Here is a 20,532-nt window from a genome sequence, read left to right as displayed (position 1 = left end):
ATTTTCTTCAACATTGCGGGAAGATGAGATGCCGCCCGCAAGATCATTTCTTGGAGACGGACATGTCGGGTGAAGACCGATTTGTGCTCTACATGCTTGCGCCCGCGGTGGCGATCCTCGGATTGCTGGTCGCTTACCCGGTGGGACTCCTGGTATTCGATTCCTTTTTCAAGGTCGATACGATCACACCCCACATACGCGAGTGGGTCGGACTACAGAACTATGTCGACGCGTTGACATCGAAACGCGTCGCGGAGAGCGCTCTGCGGACCGTCCAATATTCGGTCTTCGCGTTGTTCTTTGAATTCATCTTCGGTTTTGGTGCGGCACTGCTGTTTTCGGCGATGGCAGGGGGCTCGCGGTGGCACCGTACGATCTTCGCTCTGCCGTTGATGGTTCCGCCCATCGTCGCGGGCCTACTGTGGCGGTTCCTGCTCGTCGGCAATATCGGCATCCTGAACTACGGGCTCGTCCGGCTAGGGCTCATCAGCGATCCCGACGCGATTGCATGGCTGTCCAGTGAAGATATCGTCATTTATTCTGTTTCCTTTGCCGACATCTGGCTTACCACTTCGTTCGTCGCCCTTGTGTCCTATGCCGGGTTGACGAATATCCCAAAGGATCTGCTGGAAGCCGCAAGGATCGACGGGGCAAACGCGCTCAAGCGGTTCTGGCACGTCACTCTGCCTATGATGCGGCCGGTGATCGCCGTCGTGGTGATCGTGCGTGGCGTGGACGCCGCCAAAACCTTCGACCTGATCTGGATTCAGACACAGGGTGGACCGAGCCACGCCTCGGAAGTGTTCTCGATGAACATCTATCAACGCATGGTTCGTTTCGGCGATCTCGGCGAGGCATCGGCATCCGGCACCCTGTTCCTCATCGTCATGATGCTTTTGGCCGCCCTCGCCTATTGGAAAATCTGGAGGCCGGTCCATGCGTAAAGGTCATCGCCTCGATATCAGTGGTGTGCTGGTCAAAGCCGCAGCCCTCGTGCTCGTGCTGTCATACGCGCTGCCCTACATCTATCTGCTCATGACTTCCATGAAGCCGGCGGCCGATGTGCAGCAGATCCCGCCGAGCTTCTTTCCAGCCGCTCTGTCGTTCGAAAATTTTCGAGAAGTCCTGCAATCCTCCACTTTGCCGAGGGCCTTCGTCAATTCCCTCACCGTCGCGGTTCTGACGACTGCCCTCTCGCTTTCGGTGGCCGTGCCGGCAGCATATGTCGCGACGCAATACCGGCGCCGCATTACGACACTTTTCCTTCTCTTCGCACTGATCACGCGCATGGTGCCTTCGGTGTCGCTGGGTGTGCCGCTGTTTCAGCTTCTAAAATCCATGGGTCTGCTCGACACGATCCCTGGTCTGGTCCTCGCTCACACATCGGCCGCGGTACCACTGGCGCTGCTGCTCATGTCCGCCTTCTTCGAGGGAGTGCCGAAGGAGCTCGAAGAAGCGGCGCGGATGGATGGTTGCACACGATTCCAGGCCTTTGGAAAGATTGTCCTTCCGGTCATGACAGGGGGGATAGCGGTCACCGCGCTCTTTACGTTCATCACAAGCTGGAACGAGTTCCTCTATGCGCTGCTGCTGACGTCGGAGGCGACCAAAACGGCACCGATCGTCATCGCCGAATACAATTCAGTCTACGGGCTTGCGTGGGGCGCGATGACCGCGGCGGCGGTGCTCTATTCGCTGCCCGTCATCATCGTAACGCTTGCACTTCAAAAGAAGATCGTCGGCGGCCTGACTTTCGGCGCTGTAAAGGGATGAGGGAGGCAAAGGCATGGCCGGCATACAACTGCGCAATATCAACAAGGTCTACGGAAACAGCTTTCACGCTCTGCACGATATGAGCTTCGACATCATGGATGGTGAGTTCATGGTGTTCGTTGGCCCGTCGGGATGTGGGAAATCAACCGCGCTCAGAATGATCGCTGGCCTGGAGAGTATTACAAGCGGTGAACTCAGAATTGGTGACAAGTTGGTCAATGATGTCGATCCCAAGGATCGCGACATCGCCATGGTCTTCCAGTCCTATGCACTCTACCCGCACAAGACAGTACGCGAAAACATTGCCTTTCCCTTGCTAATGGCAGGCCTGCCGAAGACGGAGATTGCCAGCCGCGTAGACGAAGCCGCACGCATCCTCGAACTGACGACTTTGCTCGACCGCAGGCCGGCACTTCTTTCAGGGGGCCAGCGCCAGCGCGTCGCCATGGGACGAGCGATCGTCCGCAAGCCAGCGGCCTTCCTGATGGATGAACCACTGTCGAACCTCGATGCCAAGCTGCGCGTGCAGATGCGCGCCGAGATCGCCAGCCTGCAAAGGAAACTGAATGTCACTACGATCTACGTGACCCACGACCAAGTGGAGGCGATGACGATGGGTGACCGCGTAGCTGTCATGAAGGCGGGCATCCTTCAACAGGTCGACACGCCGCAAAACCTGTACGATCGCCCTGACAATGTATTTGTCGCCGCCTTTATCGGATCGCCCTCGATGAATTTATACGAGGGCCTTCTGAATGGGAGGACGCTGACGCTTGGCAGCAACAGTTTCGAAATCCCTGACCGGGTTTTCGAACACCGCCCGTCGCTCAACGGGGCGTTTCACCGTCAAGTCATTGTCGGTATCCGGCCCGAGCACATGAATGACGCTGCAATCCGGCCTTCTTCGGCCGAGATTTTGGCTCCAGTCAGTCTTGTTGAAGCGCTTGGTTCCGAGTCCATGGTGCATCTGAATATCGACGCGCGGTGGGTGGACGCTGGCGACCCCGACGCCGTCGTAGACATCGGCAACGAAAGAGCCGCTGTAGCCCGCTTCTCACCAAAGAGCACTGTGCGCTCCGGTGACATTGCCCGCATCGCCGTTGATGCCGAAGAACTTCACTTCTTTGAGCCGGACACCCGCGCCAGCATCTGGTGATGGGTTGTCAGGCGATAACGGGAAGGCTCTCGCTTTCCGAGGAGATATACAGTGGTTGGTGAAAACTATTACGACGTGACGAGCTATCCCGTAGGGAACCCCCATGAGGATATTGGCGTCGTTATAAATGGCATCATTGCGGATATAAAAAACAGGCAGCGGTTTCCCGATCTAAAGGACGGCGGAAAACCCGGCGCGGTTATCTATATCCCCCCAGGCGATTATCGTCTTGTCACTCAAGTCGTCATAGACGTCAGCTACCTGAAAATTGTCGGCTCTGGACATGGGTTCACGTCTTCAAGCATCCGTTTCAACACACCGGCAAGCGAGCTGGCGCACTGGCACGAAATATGGCCGGGCGGAAGCCGCATACTTGTGGACATTTGTCCAAATGAAGCCGATGGCGAGGCTGCTGGGGCTGCGTTCTACGTCAAGCGGAGCGGAAATCCTCGTATAAGCTCCGTGGAGTTTGCCGACTTTTGCATCGACGGCCTGCATTTCATTGATGATGGTTCGGGGCAAACCGAGGCAGAAAATTCATACAAGAATGGCAAGACGGGCATCTATGTAGGCAGCGCCAATGACTCATTTCGAATAACGGGAATGGGTTTGATCTATCTGGAGCATGGAGTTACCGTTCACGATGCAGACGCGCTCGCGATAGACAACAATTTCATCGCAGAGTGCGGCAACTGTATCGAATTGAAAGGTATGGGGCAGGCCTCAAGAATAGCAAATAATTTTGTCGGAGCCGGATATAAGGGCCACTCCATTTATGCCGAAAATTATGCGGGCATTCTAATATCCTCAAACAACGTATTCCCTCGAGGAGCCAGCAGCCTCTATTTTTCCGGCGTGGTGCGTTCCTTGGTCACAGGAAACAGATTCCATTCCTTCTATCCCGGAATGTTGGTTTTTGCTGCAAGCTGCTGCGAGAATTTGGTCTCCTCAAATCACTTTCTGCGAGACCGCGAGCCATGGGCGCCGATGCAGAAGTACGATAACGGCCTGGATGATCTGTTCGGACTCCTGCGAATTGACGGCAGCAATAATTCAATCATCGCCAACCACATTTCGGAAACGATAGATACTCAATACATCAAGCCTCCGACTGCAAAGCCTGTGGTAATTAGGGTGGCTTCCGGTACCGCCAATTACATAGCCAACAACCATATCGTGGCTACAACCGAAGCATCGAAAATCAATGACGCACCAAACAGTGCCTGTTTCTCAACACAAGTAGGCGCATTGCTTTCAACCAGCAATCTCAAGCCGCTCGATGTAACAGCGGTGCTGGTTCAAGACGGATCAGAGCTGAATACGGTCCTGGATTCCGGCGGCGATGCACAGGTTCTCATGGACCGAACACTGAATGCCTTTAGGGCCACTCCGGTTCCTCGGCAATAAGCCGGACGCTCCGAACTCATCTCTGCAAACTCAGCCACTATCGGGGGATTTTGTTGATGCCAAACCAAAGGAAACGGGTGATAGCTCGTCGATCAACCTACCTTCGCGATACCGCTTGGGCTTGCGCCGTGGCCGACGGCTTTTGCGATCCAGATAGGGAACGAGAGCTCGGAATACATGGTGCAATTGTCAACCGCTGCGTAGGGTGTACGCCGGATATCCGAGCGCTACCGACGCACTCGCCGACTATCAGCCCGCAATTTTTCTCCAAGAGTTCCGCTCGCGGTGGAACATGCCCGCGTCTTCATAGACGCTGGATTAGCGATAACAGCTTTGTTTTGGCGGCCATTCCGGATCTTGAGTATATAGCAGTCCGCCTCGGCCCAGCGGCTACCCAGAACAAAGTAATTTATAGCGGCTCCAGCGCCCAGATCTCCGACCTCGGCAACTTGAACGCCATCGTGCCGAATCCCTGACCGAAGCCGAAGAAAAAACGGGGTCGCCTTCGGCCAAGTGTTCAACCAGGTAATTCCTGGCCGACGAGTCCGTATCCAACCTTATGTCTATATCCGCTTACTCGTCACGGCGAAGCGAACAACAAGTTCCAATAAAGCCAATGAGCTAGAAAAAGTTCGCGTAGAGGGAAAGATTGTATGCGAAGACAAAGAAAGATTCTTGAGTTAGGAGCGCGCATTGAGTTTTGGGCGAGATCGATCGACAACAATGCGGACGAATTCCCGTTCCGGATACTGCAGGGCGGGCAGGTCCTGTGGGCAGTGAAACGCTTCTCGGAATTTCCGGAGTATTATAGCTACCATCATCGTGAAACGTGCGAGGTGGAGTTCGAATGGGATGAATGCGTAACAGAATTCACCTGGGCCTATTGTTACGATCCACAGTCGGTCTCCAAGACAGGAATCACTATCTTGGAGTTCGAAGAGCAACTGGTCGAGCGCACCGGAGCCGAGATTGACGCTTGGTGTGCGGCCGACCCGCAACGGCCACGCCTGCACTTCTCCCCAGTGAAGAACTGGATGAATGATCCCAACGGGTTGTGCAAGATTGGCGACATCTGGCATCTGTTTTACCAGTTCCATCCAGGCGGCACGGATTGGGCACCCATGCATTGGGGCCACGCGACGAGCCGCGACCTCTGTACGTGGCTTCACATGCCGGTTTTCCTGCTGCCGGAGCAGAACCTCGCCCGGCTTGGCGCGACGGGCGGCGCGTTTTCGGGGAGCGCGTTCCGGGATCGGGACGGGAAGGTAAAGTTCTACTATACGGAGCGGCTGCCAGCCTACGACCTCTTTGCCGGCTACCGCGAACTCCAGAAGATCGCCGAACCCGACCGCGACCTCATCAAGGCCGAGCGGATCACGACCGTGCTGGAGATCCGTCCGGAAGGCGTGAAGCATGATTTCCGAGATCCGAAAGTTTGGTGGGACGAAGCAGCAAACGTCTATCGCATGATCCTTGGCGCATCAATTCACGGCGATCCAGCCGTGCTGCTTTACGCCTCCGACGATGGACTAGAGTGGCAATATCTGGGGCCGCTCTACCGCGCACCCGCCAATTTCCGCGAGGAAGGCGCCCGTGCAGTGGAATGCCCCGACTTTTTCCGACTGGAGGACAAGTGGATTCTGGTCATGGGCTTTGTGGGCCATATCGAACCAACGACACGGCGCCACAATCTCCTCTACGCCCTGATCGGCGAGTTCACTGACGATCGCTTCGTGCCTGATACGCCCGAGCTGCAATTGCTGGATTTCGGGACTGATTATTATGCGATGCAGAGTTTTGAAGCAGAAGGGCGTCAGATCGCCTTTGCGTGGCTTTTCAACTGGGAGTACCGCAAGCCGGCTGGTTCAGCCTATTCCGGAGAAATGTCTCTGCCCCGTGTTCTACGTCTCAGCGAAGACAAGAAGAAAATATGCATGCTGCCGGCGATTGAGGTCGACGAGCACTATGCCGCCCTCCCTGTCGCCCAAGGCCAAAGCGGTGATTATTCGTTGCCAAGCGCGCCGATCGAGATCCGGCTTTCGGGACTACTTGAGGGCAGCAAGCTTGTCGCGACGCAGGATGGTGACCTTGCCTTCGAGGTGCGCGTCATGAACGGTATCTTTTCGATCCGGCTCGCGCAGGATGATGGCTCAATCCGGTATGTTGCGGACCTTGGCGGCGGGGCGAACCTTCGTCTGTTCCATGACCGCGGCATCGTCGAGATTTTCGCCGAGGATGGAGCGATTTGTGGCACCCGCCGCGGCTACGTGAATATCGAACCCGATCATCTGGAAATCTCATCCTCTGCTTTTGTGCAGGTGTTTGAAAGGCATTGAAATGATCCTCTGCTGCGGCGAAGCGCTGATCGATATGTTTCCACCTCAACGACAGACGGGGGACGGGGTTCGTTCCACATGCTGAGATCGGTCTTTAACACCGCGATCGCCTTAGGTCGACTGGGAGTAAAGGTCGGGCCTTTGTCGGTGTTGTCGCGTGCTGTGCGTGTCGCAATGCGCGCATCTTTGCCAGCCGACGCAGATTGCCGAAATCAAATTCCGCGGCTCGTCATGCTTCATACAAAGGCTTGCGGGAAGTCCAAGCCAATGCCACCGTCTTTGATATCGCCGATCGGACGGCGCCAAGCGACTAGAGCACTCGGCCTTTTTTCAGGAGCGACCGGCCTATCGAACCCGGCATCTCGCTCTTTAGCGGCATCTAAAGCGGTCACCCCTGTTTTGCCGGAAAGAGCGACGCCGAAAGCTCGGGCGCAGCACCGACCAATTGGCCCATCGTCGGCCGTTAGGGAATGAGGCCTGTCGCTCGGTAGGCTCGGATCGTCCGGTCATAGATGCCGATGTCCCGGCAGCCACGCGCGACCAGCTGGGCCCCCTCGATGGCTGCGAAGATCGCCATGGCGTGCTCCTGCAGGTCTTGGTCGCTTGCGGAAGGCTTGGCCCGCGATAGCACCTGGGATAGCCAACCGACGTTCATGGCGGCGAAGTTGTCGACCTCAATCCGAACCTCCGTGGGAAGATCGTCAAGTTCCGCGCTCATGATGCCGCACAGGCACATGCGATTGTCGTTGGCGAGCGCCGAACGGAAGATCTCCGTGTATCGGTCCATGCACCAGGTCGCGTCGTCGGACGTTGCAAGGAGCTCCGCCAGAAAGTCTGCCCCCTCCTGCGTATAGCGACGCGCCAAGGCGGCGCCGAGGTCGCCCTTGGTGGGGAAATGGTAATGCACGCTGGCGCTTTTGATACCCACCTCTTTCGCGAGTTCGCGAAAGCTGAGCGCGTTGTAGCCATGCGACTGCACCGTCGCTTTTGCGGCAATCATGACCGCCTCGCGCATATCCGTTTTGGTTTTGGCCATCATCGATCCTTACCTATCACCCGATAGATAGTTATTGACGCCGGAAAAGGGAAGGGGTAAACGACGGCTGTAATCTATCTATCGATAGACAGGCAAAGGAGTCTCTTATGAAAATCTTCGATCGCCCCGGGTTTCCCAATCCGGCCCGCATCCGCATCGTGCTCGCCGAGAAGGGTCTCGAACCGCAGATCGAGTTTGTTTCCGTCGATCTTATCGGTGCCGAACACAAGCAACCCGCCTTCCTCGAAAAGAACCCCTCGGGCGTGCTGCCGGTCCTCCAGCTCGAGGACGGCACCTACATCGCGGAGGCCACCGCCATCACCGAATACCTCGATAACCTCGACAGCGATCCGCGGCTCACCGGCAAGACGCCGAAGGAAAAGGCCGTCATCCACATGATGCAGAAGCGGGCCGAGACCGAGCTGCTCGATGCGGTCGGCAACTATTTCCACCACGCGACGCCGGGTCTGGGCGCCGAGTTGCAAGTGTTCAAGAGCCCGGAATGGGCTGGCCGTCAGGATTGGGGCAATCGCCAGCGCGATAAGGCGGTCGCCGGCATGGGGTACTTCGACACGGTGCTGCGGGATCGCTCGTTCGTCGCCGGCGATGCATTCTCAATGGCCGACATCACCGTGTTTGCCGGGCTAATGTTCGCGGACGCCGCCGGCATTGCCATCCCTGACGATCATTCCGCGCTAAAGTCCTGGCGCGCGAAGCTCTTTGAGCTGCCGAGCGTCAAGAATCGCAGTGGCCAGATGTTCGTCGCGGAGGATCTGCGCAGGCTCGGCTTCTGATCCCTCCGCGCGAACGCGGCGCGAACACCGCACCGACGCCCAACCACAGTCGCCAATCGCGCCGCCCAGGCGGCACAATTCTCACGGAGTTTCCTCATGTCTACGATCTCAACACCCGACAGCGCTTCGCGGCGCAACCTGCTGAAAGGGGCCGCCATCGCCGGCGTCGGACTTGCAGCCGCCGGCGCATCCCCCGCCTATGCAAAGACCCCCGCGTCAGCCCGAGCCGGCAAGCCCAAAGGCGATCGCCTCGTCACGAAAGATGGCACCAGCCTCTACTTCAAGGACTGGGGCACCGGCCCGGCCGTGGTGTTCAGCCATGGCTATCCGCTCTCGTCCGACGCCTGGGAGGACCAGATGTTCTTCCTGTTGCAGAATGGCTATCGCGTCATCGCCCATGACCGTCGGGGTTTTGGCCGGTCGGCCCAGCCGTCCGGTGGTTACGACTACGACACCTTCGCCGATGATCTGGCGCACCTGGTCGAGGCACTCGATCTGCGCGATGCGACCTTCGTCGGTCATTCGATGGGCGGTGGCGAGGTCGCACGCTATATCGCGCGCCATGGCCAGAGCCGCGTCGCCAAGGTCGCCTTCGTTTCTTCGGTGACGCCCTTCCTGCTGAAGACCGCGACCAATCCAAACGGCGCGCCGAAGGAGCTGTTCGATACGTTCCGCGCCGCCGTGCAGGCAAACCGGTCGCAGTGGAATCTCGACGTCACCATGGCGTACTACAGCTTCAACCGTCCGGGCGCGCATGTGTCGGAAGGTCTGCGGGAGAGTTACTGGCGTCAGGGACAGGCAACCGGGTTTCTTGCCGCCTATCACGCGCTTGGCGCCTTCTCGGAAACCGATTTCCGCGACGACCTCAAGAAGATCACCGTTCCCGCGCTGGTGGTCCACGGCAGCGATGACCAGATCGTCCCGCTGGAAATCTCCGCGAAGTTGACCGCCGGGCTCGTTCCGCATGCCAAGCTCATTGTCTACGAAGGCGGCTCCCATGGGCTGCTGCATGTCGACAAGGACCGCTTGAACGCCGACCTGCTGGCGTTCCTTCGCGGCTGATGGCGTGCGAAAGGCCGGGGGCTGGCCGTAGCCCGCCCCCCGCACCTTTGCGTGCGATCGTATGCCAGTCTGGCAATCAGGACGCCGCGATCTCGTTCACCGACGCGGCGTAAAAGAGATCGCCACCAAACTCCTCCCCGACGATACCGCCCAGTCCTGCCGACAGTGACAGTGCAGCGTCCAGAGGCGCAAACGTCATCGTCACGCGCCGAACGAGCCCGGTCTCGTCACGCTCGATGACACCAACCGCTTCCAGCTCGAGGCCGGTGCGAAGTGTTGCCTTGTATTGCAGGAAATGGCGCTGGTCGATCGCCCCATAGAAGGTGGGCGTCTGCGACGCGTACAGCGTGCCGACGGCCTCGACCAGATGCTTGATATTGTCACGGCCCGAAACCGGGCGGCGCAGGACCGTCCCTCTCAGTTCGGCGTCACCGGCAAGATCATCGAGGAATGGGTGCTTTTCTCCGTTGCTGCTCGACATGTCGTTTCTCCGGATGGCGTGATTTCTGGGGTGGCCGCGTGAGCGCGATCCAGACTCAATTGCGACGTTCCTGAAACCTAGTGTGTAATTGCACTTCAAGCAATGAGCCTAGGAGCCGGATTGTGCCGAGTCTGGTCTTTGCAGGTCGAGCGCCAAGGTTCGGACTTGACACTGTGCAATTGCACATTTAGATATACCCCATGCTGACACCCACCGGTCCCCATCTCTGTTACGCCCTTGCCGCCCGCCAGAACGCGCGGCATCTGAGCCGTCTTTACGACAGTCATCTGGCGCCTGCCGGACTGTCGGTTTCGCAGTTCTCCATCCTGTCGCTGCTGGAAGCCTACCAGAGCCTCAAGATTACCCGTCTGGCCGAAATGCTGAGCATGGAGCGCACCACTCTGGTCCGCGCGCTGAAGCCGCTGCAGGCAGCCGGATGGGTTGTCGCCGAGAGATCCGATAGCGGCCGTGCTTTCGATGTCACGCTCTCCCCTTCGGGAGTTGCAAAGGTAACAGAGGCCATTCCTCTCTGGGAAAACGCCCAGGCCGCGTTTGAGCGGGAGGTCGGACAGGACCGTGCCGTGCGCATGCGAGACGAAATCCTGGAGCTGAACCTCGGCGAGTAGCTCCCTTTTTTACCCGGAAGTGTGCAATTACACACATGCTGACGCAACCGAACACAAGGAGATAAAAATGACTGACAAGTTCCTCGTTACCGGCGCGACCGGTGAGACCGGCCGCTACACCGTCCAGCGGCTGATCGAGAAGGGCCACGCTGTCCGCGCGATGGTCCACAGGGAAGACGAGCGAGCCGAAGCGCTTCGCAGCGCAGGCGCCGAGGTCGTGGTCGGCGACCTCTTCGAGCATGACGACGTGATCCGCGCCGCCGCCGGCACCACTGCCGCCTATTTCTGCTATCCCGTCCGTCCCGGCATCATCCAGACCACAGCATATTTCGCCGATGCGGCCAGGCGGGCCGGCCTCAAGGCCGTAATCAACATGTCGCAGATCTCCGCGCGCGAGGACTCCAAAAGTCATGCGGCGCGCGATCACTGGATCGCCGAGCGGGTCTTCGACTGGTCGGGCGTTCCCACCATCCACCTGCGGCCAACCTTCTTCTCGCAATGGCTGCTCTACCCGTTTGCGCGCAAGACGATCGTCGAACAGAGCATCATCGACCTGCCCTATGGCGCTGGCCGTCATGCTCCCATCGCTGCCGAGGACCAGGCCCGCCTGATTGCAGCGCTGCTGGTCGAGCCGGCCGCGCATATCGGCAAGACCTACACGCTTCATGGACCGACCGAGCTCGACCAGCCGGGCATCGCCGCAGCCATCAGCGAGGTGCTCGGCCGCAAGATCAGATACCAGCCGCTAACCATCCCCGCCTATCGTGATCGCCTGGAAAAACTCGGCCTGCCGGAATTTTTGATCCAGCATTTCTGCGCGATCGCCCTCGATTACCAGAACGGCATCTTCTCGGGCGCCGACACGATCATCGCCGAAGTGACGGGCGTGCCGCCGATGACCGTTCAGGACTTCGTCACGTCGCACCGGGCCGCCTTCAATACGCTGGACGCGGCGGCGTAAGCCGCTCCGGCGCGGACCCACGGAACATCGGAATCACCGGGTCGGAAGCGCCGGCTCTGACCAAGACGCTGGTGGCGGCGCGATGATCGCGCCGCCCGGCCGATCTTTCAGGAGAAGCAAGTGAACATCGACCTTTCAGGTAAAGTCGCCCTCGTTACAGGATCCACCGAAGGCATCGGATTTGCGATCGCCCGTGGACTCCATGAGGCGGGCGCAGCAGTCATTATCAACGGCCGCACCCGGCAAAAGGTCGATGTGGCGGTGGCGCGCCTCGGCGGCCGTGCGCGCGGTCATGCGCTCGACCTCGCCAGCGCCGAGGGATGTGAGGCCATGATCCGGGCCGAACCCGAGCCGGACATCGTCGTCAGCAACCTCGGGATTTTTCAGCCGCTGGATTTCTTCGAGACCGACAATGCGATCTGGGACCGCCACTGGCAGGTCAACGTCATGGCCGGCGTGCGCCTGGCGCGCGCCTACCTCCCGAAAATGGCTGCCAAATCGTGGGGGCGCTTCATCTTCCTCGGATCAGAATCCGCCTTCAATATTCCTGTCGAGATGATCCACTACGGCGTCAGCAAGACCGCAGACGTGGCGGTTGCGCGCGGTCTCGCCAAGCGCATGGCTGGCACGGGAGTGACGGTGAATTCGGTGCTGCCGGGCCCGACCATGTCCGAAGGCGCCGCCGAGATGCTCAAAGAGCACGTCACGGCCGAGCGGTCCATCGAGCAAGTCGGCATCGACTTCGTCAAGACGCATCGTCCGACCTCCATCATCGAGCGGCCGGCAACGGTCGAGGAAGTCGCGAACATGGTGGTCTATGTCGCCTCCCCCCTCGCCTCCGCAACGACCGGTGCGGCGCTGAGAGTCGACGGTGGCGTCGTGGATTCGCTCGTCTAGCGCTCCCTCCAAAGGCTCGTCCGTCAGTTCTCCAGCTCCTTAAACCCCTCACCTCTCTAGGCCGCGGCGACGTATTGCCCTCCAACCTCTGCGAAAGGAATTTTCCATGAGCACCAGTGCCATGCCGCTCGCCCAACCGAAGCGGCGCATCCACGCCGTCACCCGGTTCGAGGCTATCGATTTTGTGAACCGGGTCAATTTCCTGTTCGACCGCTGGCAACCGGAGGAACTGCTTGCGGCGTTCTCGGACGACGTGGTCGTTGATCATCCGCTTGGCCGAAGCGCCGGCAAGGACGAATTGGTGGCGTTCCTGAAGGGCTACGAGCCCATCACCATCGGCTGCACAACTGCAACCACGTAATCGACGCCGGACCGGGCGATGACATCATCGTCACCTACTACATCCTGCTTATGCGCATCGCTCCGTCGAGCGAGGCAAGCAAACTCAAGTCCGCGCGCCTATGGAAATCATGGAATATGACGAGCATCTGCCAAAGCTGATCTCCTACGCCATGGCTCACCAGGACGGAAGCTGGCGACTGGCGCGTGCGCCACAAGCGGGTCGAGAACGTTGCCGAAGACAAAGCGTTTCATTTCTAGAAGCGTGATGGATCTCCGACCTACCGATCCTCAGGCGCGCGGGACAAGCGCTCGACGATGGGCATCGTCACGAGGCAAGCAAGGATTCAAAAAAGTTCGGACCCCAAAAGGGGATGCGGAACCCCGCCTTGAAGAGACTCGAACCAGGGACCCGCGATCTCCATGCTTTTGATAAGAGCATGTTACAAAGCGCTTCATTTAAACGATTTTATTGCGTTTAAGTAGACATGTTCTCTTTTTGGCGCGACCCCAAATCTTGTGTCGACACGGTATCGTCTGTCGCTGATCATATCGCTTGAGGCTTGAAGTCGCTCGCGGCTACGGGCATCACGCCCTTGAGGAGTGCGATAGACTTTTCCAACCCTTCGACACTATTGAGTACCACATCCTCGTGCTCGACCGACAGCCAACCGTCATAGCCCGCCATCTTCAACCGGTAGCAGAACTGCCTCCACCATTCCTCGCCATGGCCGAAGCCAAGAGTGATATAGGACCAGCTGCGCGCTGGAAGGTTCATCAACGAGCCATTTTCAAGCAGGGATGTCGTGGCCTGAACCGGGCCGTTGAGCATCGTATCCTTCGCATGCACATGATGGATCGCCTCGCCCAGTGCTTCGGCAGCCATCAGCGGGTCGGCCCCCATCCAGAACAGGTGCGATGGATCGAGATTAGCGCCAATGACGGGACCGACCGCCGCGCGCAGTTTCAGGAGCGACGGCACATTGTAGACATACTGGTTGCCATGCAATTCCAGTGCGATGCGCTCGACGCCGTTCTCTTTCGCGAGAGCAGCGATCTCCGTCCAAAACGGCAAAAGCTTTTCCTGCCACTGGTAACGGAGGATAGCCTGCGTTTCCGGTGGCCAAGAGGAAATGACCCAGTTCGGCATGAGATCGCCTTCACGGCCGGCGGGCAGGCCGGACATGGCGCACACCGTCTTGATTCCCATGTCGCCGGCGATACGGATCGTATCCTTGAGGCATTCAGCCTGTTCCGGCTGGGCCGGATGCAAGGGGTTGCCGTTGGCCTTGAGGGCGATGATCTCCAGACCACGATTTTCGAACGCCTTCGCGAAGTCGCGACGCGCATCAGCGCTCGCCTTCATAGATTGCAGATCGAAATGCGGCGCGGTCGACCAGCCGCCCGTATTGACCTCGACCCCCGAGACACCAAGTCGAGCCGCGTTGTCGAGAAGCGCTTCAAAGGACATGCCGCCGAGGCTGTCGGAGACGAAGCCGAGTTTCATGAGTGGATCCCTTTTATCGGTTATAGAGAGGCGGTTTGTTCGTCTTCGCTATTGTGGCGCGCTCACCCGCCCGGAGCGCCTCGACGCCGGCTTCCGCGATAAGGGCGGCGCAATAGCCGTCCCAGGCATTGGAAGCGATGGCCGGGAACACGCCGGTGCGAACGAAGTTCAAGAACGCCTTGTTCTGCAACCGGTACGCTTCCGCGAAGCGAGAACGCCAATCGGGCGCATAGCGCTCATAGGCCATCATTTGGCCGTTCTGGCGCGTGGGGGTAGGAGAATTGAGAAGGATCGATCCCTTCTCGCCGACGAGCTCACCCCGTACGTCGTAGCCATAGGCCGCATTGTTGTTGATTTCGATGTTCACAAGCTGACCTTTGTCAGTCTCGAGCACCATGAATACCGGTGCTCCGGTCCTTGAGGCGTCGACGCCCGCCGGCTGGAAGACTGAAATTGCCGTGAAGTCGGCGCCCAGCACAAAGCGCGCGACATCGAATTCGTGGGGCGCGGAGTTGGTAATCGCCATCTGTCCGGTGAAGTTCGGCGGCGCTTCGACGTTGCGGTGGAAGTTGTGCATCATGAGCGCGCGACCAAGCGCGCCATCGTCAAGCATCGCTTTCATATTGCGATAGGCGGGATCGAAGCGACGCATGAAACCGAGCTGAACGAATTGACGACCGCGCGACACTTCGGCGTCGATCACGTCCAGGCACTCCTTCGCGCTCTGTGACAGTGGCTTCTCGCACAGAGCCGGCTTCCCAGCCTCGATCGCGGCAAGCGACAGTGGCGCATGCGTTTCATCGGGGCTCGCGATCAGGATGGCATCGACGTCGCTTCGCCTTATGGTCTCGACCGGATCGGCAGCGACATCGGCAGCGCCGCATTCTTCCGCTATCTTTCGGGCGCGCTCCGGGGCGGCATCGCACACCACCTGCAAGGTTGCTCCCGGCAGATCTTCGGCGACGATCCGGGCATGGTCCGCCCCCATGATGCCGGCACCGATGATCGCTATTCTGACTGACATTCCGATATCCTTATTTCTTGAGAGCCCATTGGCGGAGGGACCGGTCGCCATAGGCCGCGAGCACTACGATCACCCCCAATATCAGGATGAACCACTGCGGCTGCACACCCATGACGACGAGATAGGATTGGATGGAAGACAGCACGAATGCGCCCATCAGCGCGCCGATCAAGGAAATGCGTCCGCCGGCAAGCAAACAGCCGCCCAGCACACAGGAGGCGATCGCCTGGAGTTCCATGAGCCGCCCCATCGAGCCATCCGCAAAGCCAAGCTTGCCGGCTTCCAGTGCTCCGCCGAAGGCGGCGAGCATGCCGCAGATGACGAAGGCGGACAGTTTGATGCGGCCCACCCGGACGCCGCGGGAATGGGCGCTCTCGGCGGAGCCGCCGACAGCGAGAAGCCGGTTGCCAAACGGCATTGCCTTCAGGATTACCCAGAGAACAATGAACACTGCGATGAGCCAGCAGAGCGCCGTGTTGAAGTTGACGAAGTCACCCCCGCCGAGCACGACGTAGGTCCAACCCTTGCGGGCCGCATAGGGAATGGAGAACGAGAAACCTTCCGTCAGCGCGATGGCAATGCCACGAAAGATCATCAGAGTGCCGAGCGTGATGATGAGGGACGGCGTACCACTGCGCGTGACGAGCAGACCGTTGATCAGGCCGATCGCTGCGCCGACCAGCATCGCGGCGATGACGGCGACCGATGGATCGACCCGCGCCGCAAGCCAGAGATAAGCCAGCGCCCCCATCCCGAAGGTCGACCCGACCGAAATATCGATCTCCCCGGTTCCGATCACCAGCGCGACGCCAAGGCTCATCAAGCCCAAAGTTGCGGTCACCTGCAGGATCGTCCCGATATTGTAGAGATTGGCCCAGTTACCGTTCGAGGTCGCGGCGAATATGGCGACCAAAACGACGCCGATCAGCAAAATGCCGATCTCCGCGTGACGCCGAATGAGCGGTTTTGCAGACGATAGTGCCATCAGACCGTCTCCTTCTTTTCGACGACGCGACCGCCCTGGCGGATGACGTCCTCAAGCGCTTCGGCGGTCATGGCGTCGGTTGACGCATCAGCGACTTTCTCGCCGTTTTCCATGATGACGATACGGTCCGCCAGCTTGTGGACCTGGAAGATGTCATGGGTGATATAGATGACGAGCAACCCCTGCTCCTTGAGCTGCACGGCAATCTCGTTGACATGCTCGCGCTCGCGCACCGACAGATGGTTGGTCGGCTCGTCCATGATGATGACCCGGTTTTTAAACTCGACGGCACGACCGATCTTGACCGACTGGCGCTCGCCGCCGGAGAGGCGCTCCACCTCGTCGTCGGCCGACACATTCTCGCGAAGGCCGAACTGCCGGATGACCCGGGTGGACTTTTCGCGCATCTTGCCGAAATCGAGAATGGGGATGCCGAGGATGCGTTTGACGGGTTCCCGTCCAAGGTAGAAATTGCGTGCAATCGAGAGGTTGTCGCAAAGTCCGACGGATTGCTGGATCGTCTCGATCCCCTGGTCGATGGCAAGCTTCGGGTGAAACCTCTCGACTTTCTTGCCGTCGAAGAAGACCTCTCCGGATGTCGGAGCATGAATCCCGCACAGAACGCGGATCAGCGTCGTCTTGCCGGCGCCGTTGTCGCCGACCAGACCGACCAGCTCGCCGGCGTGAAAATCGACCGAGACATTCTTCAGGGCATGGAAGGCGCCGAAATAGAGGTCGAGGTTCTTGACCTGAATGAGCGGGTGATTGTTTGTCATTTGAGCGTCCTCCCGCATCAAACGCTGTGCCCGAGGAAGCGGGCCAGTTTCTGGTTGAAGATGATTGCGATGATGAGCACGGCGCCGACGAAGGTGATGTACCAGGACGATGGCGCGCCGAGCGCGATCAGTTCGTAGCGCAGGCTGACGACGATGAGCGCCCCGAGTATGGCGCCAAGGATCGAGCCGCGTCCGCCGGTCAACAGGCAGCCGCCGATGACCGCGGCGGCGATCGCCTCGAGCTCCATGTTTTCGCCGAGCGTTACGTGGGTCTGCGGTTGGTTGCACAGGGTCAAGATGCCGGCGAAGCCCGCCAGCAGGGAGCAGAGGATGAACGTTGCGATCTTGATGCGATCGGTCTGGACGCCGCGCGATTCCGCGCTCTCCCGGCTGCCGCCCGTCGCCAGAAGACGGTTACCGAACGGCGTCGCCCACAACACAAAGGCAAGAACCGCAGCGACCAGGATCAGCCAGTAGATCGCAGCTTCGACGCCGAAGAGGCTGCCGCCCAGAAGCAGCGTCAGCGCATGGCTGCGCGCATCAGGCGAGAAATTATGGACCGAGCCGCCGGTCCACACATAGATGATACCGCGCGCCGTGAAGAGACCGCCGAGCGTGACGATCATCGATGGCAACTGTCCCTTGACGACCGCGATACCCTGGATGAGGCCCGCCACCACCGCAATGACCAGCGCCAGGACAAGGGAGCCGGGAACGCCGAGCGCCGGCTCCATGGTGATGAAGGCGACCCCGGTGAGGCCATAGACGGAACCGACCGAAAGGTCGATCTCCCTGGTCATGATGATCAGCGCCTGGCCCATGGCCACGAAGGCAAGAATCGCTGTGAATTGGGTGACGTTCGATATCGTCTGAACGGTCCACCAACCCGAGAAATCGATCACCGTGAAGGCGGCAAACATGACGACGACACCGACAATTGCGCCGAGGCCCTGGTTTCGCAGAAGATGCTTCATGAGGCTTGGACTCGCTGATTAGAACTGCGCTTGAGGCGCAATCGAATGAGGGCAGCCGAACCTTCAATAGGCTCGGCTGCCCGGCTTCGGGAGGAACTCCTACCAGGTGTTCTGCTCGTTGTAGGCCTTGTCACCGAACACGCCGCCAACCTGCTTGGCCCATTGATCGGCGTTGTCCTTGTCGATGATGATCGGGCCGGTCAGGATATCGCTCTGGGGCGCGTATCCGAACTCCTTGTTCCACAGGAGCCATTCCATAGGTGCGTAGCCCTGCAGCCAGAAGCCCTGGCTATTGGTCGCGAGTATATGTCCCGCGCGCACGCCTTCGATCGAGACCGGACCCTCGTCAACCGTGAGGATCGTCATGCCTTTGTCGTCGACATCGGGATCGAGCTTCATGTCGTTGGCGACGCCCCAGGCCCAGGGTGACGACCAGCCGGCAACCGTAAAGATGTAGTTGGTGTCCGGATTGGCCTGCAGGAAGGATTGCAATGTGTTGCGCGCCGTTGCCGGCTCCGCGCCGATGAACAACTCATCGAACTTGGCACCAACCGTCGCCATGGCGTCCTGCATGCCCTTGCAGCGTGCTTTCAGACCTTGGTGAGCCGAATCGTGGCTGGCGCAAACCACATGCTTCGGCGTCGGGATCTTGCCTTCCTTGGCCTGCTCGATCGCGTATTCGCCGAGTTTCTTGCCCGTCAGGTATTCGTCACCGCCGACATAGGTCAGATAGGGAATGCGCTCCCCGGCCGGCCGGCTGTCAGGAATGTTGAAGGCGACGACCGGGATGCCTTCCTCGATTGCTTTGCGCAGAGGGCCTTCGAAGGCGTCGGAGCTGACGATCGGCACGGCAATGCCATCGGGGTGGGTGGCGATCGCCTGCTCGAGAAGACGAACGTGCTCCTGGACCGAATAGTTGTTGGTTGAAATATACTCGGTCTTGACGTTCGGATACCTCTTCTCGAACTCCTTCAGCGATGTCGTCAGCCAGTTCATATTCGGATCGTTTGATCCGATATGAGAGACCATGACGAAACGATATTGCTTCCCGCTCTCCTGAGCGTTGCTTGCGCTGCTCAATGCGGTTGCAACCAATAAGCTCGAAAGCATCATCAATTTTTTCAGTTTCATAGGTTCCTCCTCCTCAGTTGGACGGTGCGATTATCCGGATTGATTTTCCATCATTCAAGCTTTACGATGGCTGTTTTATGATGGTATAAACATCAATTATGCTGCACTGCACAGATAAATCTTAATTTACTGGAATCTAAAGGCTTATATGCCTAATTCTTCTACGATATGATGGCAATTACATCACGAATGGAGGTAGTCATGAGCAAGCGTTCCTCGAACGGCGCCTGGAAAGGTCCGACAGTCCACGAAATTGCTCGTCTCGCAGGCGTCGGCGTGGCGACAGTGGACAGAGTTCTCAACAACCGCAGCGGCGTTCGCGATAAAACCAGAGCGCGCATACTCGCTGCCCTGGAAAAGCTCAGAAACGAAAATACGGACAAGGATATGCCGCTGCAGATCCGTCTCTTCTGCGAGTCCGGCGAGACCTTCAACGCGGCGATGGCGGGCGCCGTGACCGACGTGAACCGGACGCTTCCGGGCATCAAGATCGAGGGCCTCTATGTGGCGACGAGCGAACTCGACCCTGTCGCTTTTGCACGCGGCATCGAGCAGGAGGGCGGCGACGCCGACGGCGTCGTGGTCATTTCGCGAGAACATCCCGCCGTCAACCGTGCCATACGCAAACTGCGAACAGCCGGGATTCCTGTGGTTTGCCTGACGACCGATTTGCCGAGTTCGCGCCGGAGCGCCTTCGTCGGCAACGACCAGTATGCGGCCGGAAGCGTCGCTGCGCTTTTGATCGGCAACGCCCTGCCGAAAGAGCGCAACAGCATCCTGATCGTGATGAGCGTTCCCTTCCGCTGCCAACAGGAGCGTGAAATGGGGTTCCGCAGGGTCCTCCGCTCCGACTTCCCGCATCTCAAGATTGAGGAGCGTGTGATCTCCGACGAGCGGCCCGAGAACACATGTGAGCAGTTGCTTCGCTATTTCGAGGCGAACGGCCATCCGGCCGCGATCTACAATGTTGCCGGCGCCAATCGCGGCGTTGCCAAGGCTCTCGAACACATAGGCAAGGCTCAGGAGACCGTGTTCGTCGGGCACGAACTCTCCAACCATTCCCGCGCGTTGCTGGAATCGGGCAGCATGGATTACGTCATATCGCACGACTTTGCCGGTGAGCTGACCTCGGCGGCGCGATGGATAAGAGACAATCTGAACGGGGTATCGACTGAACCGCCTCATTCGCAAATCCTTCTTCATACGCGCTATAATTGCGGTCTTTGAAAAGGCGACCCTTCAATGGATCGCCCTCCAAGGGCATCGT

Annotated in this window: 20 protein-coding genes and 1 pseudogene; 13 read left to right on the top strand and 8 right to left on the bottom strand. The window is 59.0% G+C overall.

Annotated elements, in window-relative coordinates; all coding sequences use genetic code 11:
* The first annotated feature begins 62 nt into the window (after positions 1-62).
* The 6 genes and pseudogenes from FHT71_RS17920 to FHT71_RS31730 all read left to right on the top strand — a co-directional run.
* Positions 63-944, top strand: coding sequence for a sugar ABC transporter permease (locus FHT71_RS17920; RefSeq protein WP_132590552.1), 882 nt, complete (start codon positions 63-65; stop codon positions 942-944).
* Positions 937-1,773 (top strand): carbohydrate ABC transporter permease, encoded by an 837-nt coding sequence (locus tag FHT71_RS17915; RefSeq protein WP_132590550.1) that lies wholly within the window; start codon positions 937-939, stop codon positions 1,771-1,773. Before FHT71_RS17920 ends, FHT71_RS17915 begins: the two co-directional genes overlap by 8 nt.
* Before the next feature lie 13 nt (positions 1,774-1,786).
* Positions 1,787-2,929 (top strand): sn-glycerol-3-phosphate ABC transporter ATP-binding protein UgpC, encoded by a 1,143-nt coding sequence (gene ugpC / locus FHT71_RS17910; RefSeq protein ID WP_132590548.1) that lies wholly within the window; start codon positions 1,787-1,789, stop codon positions 2,927-2,929.
* 51 nt (positions 2,930-2,980) lie between these two features.
* Complete coding sequence (locus FHT71_RS17905; protein ID WP_132590546.1) at positions 2,981-4,336, top strand: NosD domain-containing protein; 1,356 nt, start codon at positions 2,981-2,983, stop codon at positions 4,334-4,336.
* Between the two features lie 653 nt (positions 4,337-4,989).
* Entirely contained in the window at positions 4,990-6,672 is a 1,683-nt protein-coding gene (locus tag FHT71_RS17900; protein WP_132590544.1) for a glycoside hydrolase family 32 protein, read from the top strand.
* A gap of 190 nt (positions 6,673-6,862) precedes the next feature.
* A pseudogene (locus FHT71_RS31730) lies at positions 6,863-6,986 on the top strand (ATP-dependent DNA ligase); the annotation flags it as partial.
* Between the two features lie 149 nt (positions 6,987-7,135).
* Here FHT71_RS31730 and FHT71_RS17895 read toward each other — a convergent pair.
* Complete coding sequence (locus FHT71_RS17895; RefSeq protein WP_132590542.1) at positions 7,136-7,711, bottom strand: TetR/AcrR family transcriptional regulator; 576 nt, start codon at positions 7,709-7,711, stop codon at positions 7,136-7,138.
* Positions 7,712-7,815: 104 nt separating this feature from the next.
* Here FHT71_RS17895 and FHT71_RS17890 point away from each other — a divergent pair, with 104 nt between their 5' ends.
* Complete coding sequence (locus tag FHT71_RS17890) at positions 7,816-8,502, top strand: glutathione S-transferase (protein WP_132590540.1); 687 nt, start codon at positions 7,816-7,818, stop codon at positions 8,500-8,502.
* Between the two features lie 96 nt (positions 8,503-8,598).
* On the top strand, positions 8,599-9,564 hold the full coding sequence (locus FHT71_RS17885) for an alpha/beta hydrolase (protein WP_132590538.1): 966 nt from the start codon (positions 8,599-8,601) through the stop codon (positions 9,562-9,564).
* 76 nt (positions 9,565-9,640) lie between these two features.
* On the opposite strand, the gene FHT71_RS17880 is transcribed toward FHT71_RS17885, so the two are convergent.
* Complete coding sequence (locus FHT71_RS17880; protein WP_132590536.1) at positions 9,641-10,045, bottom strand: hypothetical protein; 405 nt, start codon at positions 10,043-10,045, stop codon at positions 9,641-9,643.
* 200 nt (positions 10,046-10,245) lie between these two features.
* Here FHT71_RS17880 and FHT71_RS17875 point away from each other — a divergent pair, with 200 nt between their 5' ends.
* The 4 genes from FHT71_RS17875 (at position 10,246) to FHT71_RS31725 (ending at position 12,890) form a co-directional block, all read left to right on the top strand.
* Positions 10,246-10,671: a MarR family winged helix-turn-helix transcriptional regulator gene (locus FHT71_RS17875; RefSeq protein ID WP_132590534.1), complete on the top strand. Its 426-nt coding sequence runs from the start codon at positions 10,246-10,248 to the stop codon at positions 10,669-10,671.
* A 67-nt stretch (positions 10,672-10,738) separates the two neighbouring features.
* Positions 10,739-11,632: an NmrA family NAD(P)-binding protein gene (locus FHT71_RS17870; protein ID WP_132590532.1), complete on the top strand. Its 894-nt coding sequence runs from the start codon at positions 10,739-10,741 to the stop codon at positions 11,630-11,632.
* A gap of 120 nt (positions 11,633-11,752) precedes the next feature.
* Positions 11,753-12,529, top strand: a complete 777-nt coding sequence (locus FHT71_RS17865; RefSeq protein ID WP_132590530.1) for an SDR family oxidoreductase — start codon at positions 11,753-11,755, stop codon at positions 12,527-12,529.
* A gap of 106 nt (positions 12,530-12,635) precedes the next feature.
* Positions 12,636-12,890, top strand: coding sequence for a nuclear transport factor 2 family protein (locus FHT71_RS31725; RefSeq protein ID WP_245505479.1), 255 nt, complete (start codon positions 12,636-12,638; stop codon positions 12,888-12,890).
* Between the two features lie 525 nt (positions 12,891-13,415).
* Here FHT71_RS31725 and FHT71_RS17855 read toward each other — a convergent pair.
* The 6 genes from FHT71_RS17855 to FHT71_RS17830 all read right to left on the bottom strand — a co-directional run bounded on the left by FHT71_RS17855 (position 13,416) and on the right by FHT71_RS17830 (position 19,265).
* Positions 13,416-14,375 carry a sugar phosphate isomerase/epimerase gene (locus FHT71_RS17855; RefSeq protein WP_183721239.1) on the bottom strand — a complete coding sequence of 320 codons (960 nt, stop codon included), beginning with the start codon at positions 14,373-14,375 and terminating at the stop codon, positions 13,416-13,418.
* A gap of 13 nt (positions 14,376-14,388) precedes the next feature.
* A complete protein-coding gene (locus tag FHT71_RS17850) occupies positions 14,389-15,399 on the bottom strand; it encodes a Gfo/Idh/MocA family oxidoreductase (protein WP_183721236.1) in 1,011 nt (336 codons plus the stop codon).
* Between the two features lie 10 nt (positions 15,400-15,409).
* Positions 15,410-16,384, bottom strand: coding sequence for an ABC transporter permease (locus tag FHT71_RS17845; RefSeq protein ID WP_183721234.1), 975 nt, complete (start codon positions 16,382-16,384; stop codon positions 15,410-15,412).
* Positions 16,384-17,160, bottom strand: a complete 777-nt coding sequence (locus FHT71_RS17840) for an ATP-binding cassette domain-containing protein (RefSeq protein ID WP_183721231.1) — start codon at positions 17,158-17,160, stop codon at positions 16,384-16,386. The genes FHT71_RS17845 and FHT71_RS17840 overlap by 1 nt, the downstream gene beginning before the upstream one ends.
* A gap of 17 nt (positions 17,161-17,177) precedes the next feature.
* On the bottom strand, positions 17,178-18,134 hold the full coding sequence (locus FHT71_RS17835) for an ABC transporter permease (RefSeq protein WP_132590520.1): 957 nt from the start codon (positions 18,132-18,134) through the stop codon (positions 17,178-17,180).
* A 99-nt stretch (positions 18,135-18,233) separates the two neighbouring features.
* Positions 18,234-19,265 (bottom strand): sugar ABC transporter substrate-binding protein, encoded by a 1,032-nt coding sequence (locus FHT71_RS17830; RefSeq protein ID WP_132590518.1) that lies wholly within the window; start codon positions 19,263-19,265, stop codon positions 18,234-18,236.
* Positions 19,266-19,466: 201 nt separating this feature from the next.
* Between FHT71_RS17830 and FHT71_RS17825 the strand changes: the two genes are divergently transcribed.
* Entirely contained in the window at positions 19,467-20,492 is a 1,026-nt protein-coding gene (locus FHT71_RS17825; protein WP_183721229.1) for a LacI family DNA-binding transcriptional regulator, read from the top strand.
* Positions 20,493-20,532 lie beyond the last annotated feature (40 nt).

It is taken from the genome of Rhizobium sp. BK060, assembly GCF_014193145.1.
In the GTDB taxonomy this organism is placed as follows: domain Bacteria; phylum Pseudomonadota; class Alphaproteobacteria; order Rhizobiales; family Rhizobiaceae; genus Rhizobium.
Note: the sequence above shows the minus strand (reverse complement) of the source record. Positions and strands in the feature narration are given on the sequence as shown.

Bases quoted from the DNA above. Each gene is read 5' to 3' on its own strand.
- FHT71_RS17845 (WP_183721234.1), bottom strand. From the start codon at position 16,384: ATGGCACTATCGTCTGCAAAACCGCTCATTCGGCGTCACGCGGAGATC.
- FHT71_RS17825 (WP_183721229.1), top strand. From the start codon at position 19,467: ATGAGCAAGCGTTCCTCGAACGGCGCCTGGAAAGGTCCGACAGTCCAC.
- FHT71_RS17835 (WP_132590520.1), bottom strand. From the start codon at position 18,134: ATGAAGCATCTTCTGCGAAACCAGGGCCTCGGCGCAATTGTCGGTGTC.
- FHT71_RS17855 (WP_183721239.1), bottom strand. From the start codon at position 14,375: ATGAAACTCGGCTTCGTCTCCGACAGCCTCGGCGGCATGTCCTTTGAA.
- FHT71_RS17915 (WP_132590550.1), top strand. From the start codon at position 937: ATGCGTAAAGGTCATCGCCTCGATATCAGTGGTGTGCTGGTCAAAGCC.
- FHT71_RS17890 (WP_132590540.1), top strand. From the start codon at position 7,816: ATGAAAATCTTCGATCGCCCCGGGTTTCCCAATCCGGCCCGCATCCGC.
- FHT71_RS17870 (WP_132590532.1), top strand. From the start codon at position 10,739: ATGACTGACAAGTTCCTCGTTACCGGCGCGACCGGTGAGACCGGCCGC.
- ugpC (WP_132590548.1), top strand. From the start codon at position 1,787: ATGGCCGGCATACAACTGCGCAATATCAACAAGGTCTACGGAAACAGC.
- FHT71_RS17895 (WP_132590542.1), bottom strand. From the start codon at position 7,711: ATGATGGCCAAAACCAAAACGGATATGCGCGAGGCGGTCATGATTGCC.
- FHT71_RS17900 (WP_132590544.1), top strand. From the start codon at position 4,990: ATGCGAAGACAAAGAAAGATTCTTGAGTTAGGAGCGCGCATTGAGTTT.
- FHT71_RS17850 (WP_183721236.1), bottom strand. From the start codon at position 15,399: ATGTCAGTCAGAATAGCGATCATCGGTGCCGGCATCATGGGGGCGGAC.
- FHT71_RS17840 (WP_183721231.1), bottom strand. From the start codon at position 17,160: ATGACAAACAATCACCCGCTCATTCAGGTCAAGAACCTCGACCTCTAT.
- FHT71_RS17880 (WP_132590536.1), bottom strand. From the start codon at position 10,045: ATGTCGAGCAGCAACGGAGAAAAGCACCCATTCCTCGATGATCTTGCC.
- FHT71_RS17830 (WP_132590518.1), bottom strand. From the start codon at position 19,265: ATGAAACTGAAAAAATTGATGATGCTTTCGAGCTTATTGGTTGCAACC.
- FHT71_RS31725 (WP_245505479.1), top strand. From the start codon at position 12,636: ATGAGCACCAGTGCCATGCCGCTCGCCCAACCGAAGCGGCGCATCCAC.
- FHT71_RS17885 (WP_132590538.1), top strand. From the start codon at position 8,599: ATGTCTACGATCTCAACACCCGACAGCGCTTCGCGGCGCAACCTGCTG.
- FHT71_RS17875 (WP_132590534.1), top strand. From the start codon at position 10,246: ATGCTGACACCCACCGGTCCCCATCTCTGTTACGCCCTTGCCGCCCGC.
- FHT71_RS17920 (WP_132590552.1), top strand. From the start codon at position 63: ATGTCGGGTGAAGACCGATTTGTGCTCTACATGCTTGCGCCCGCGGTG.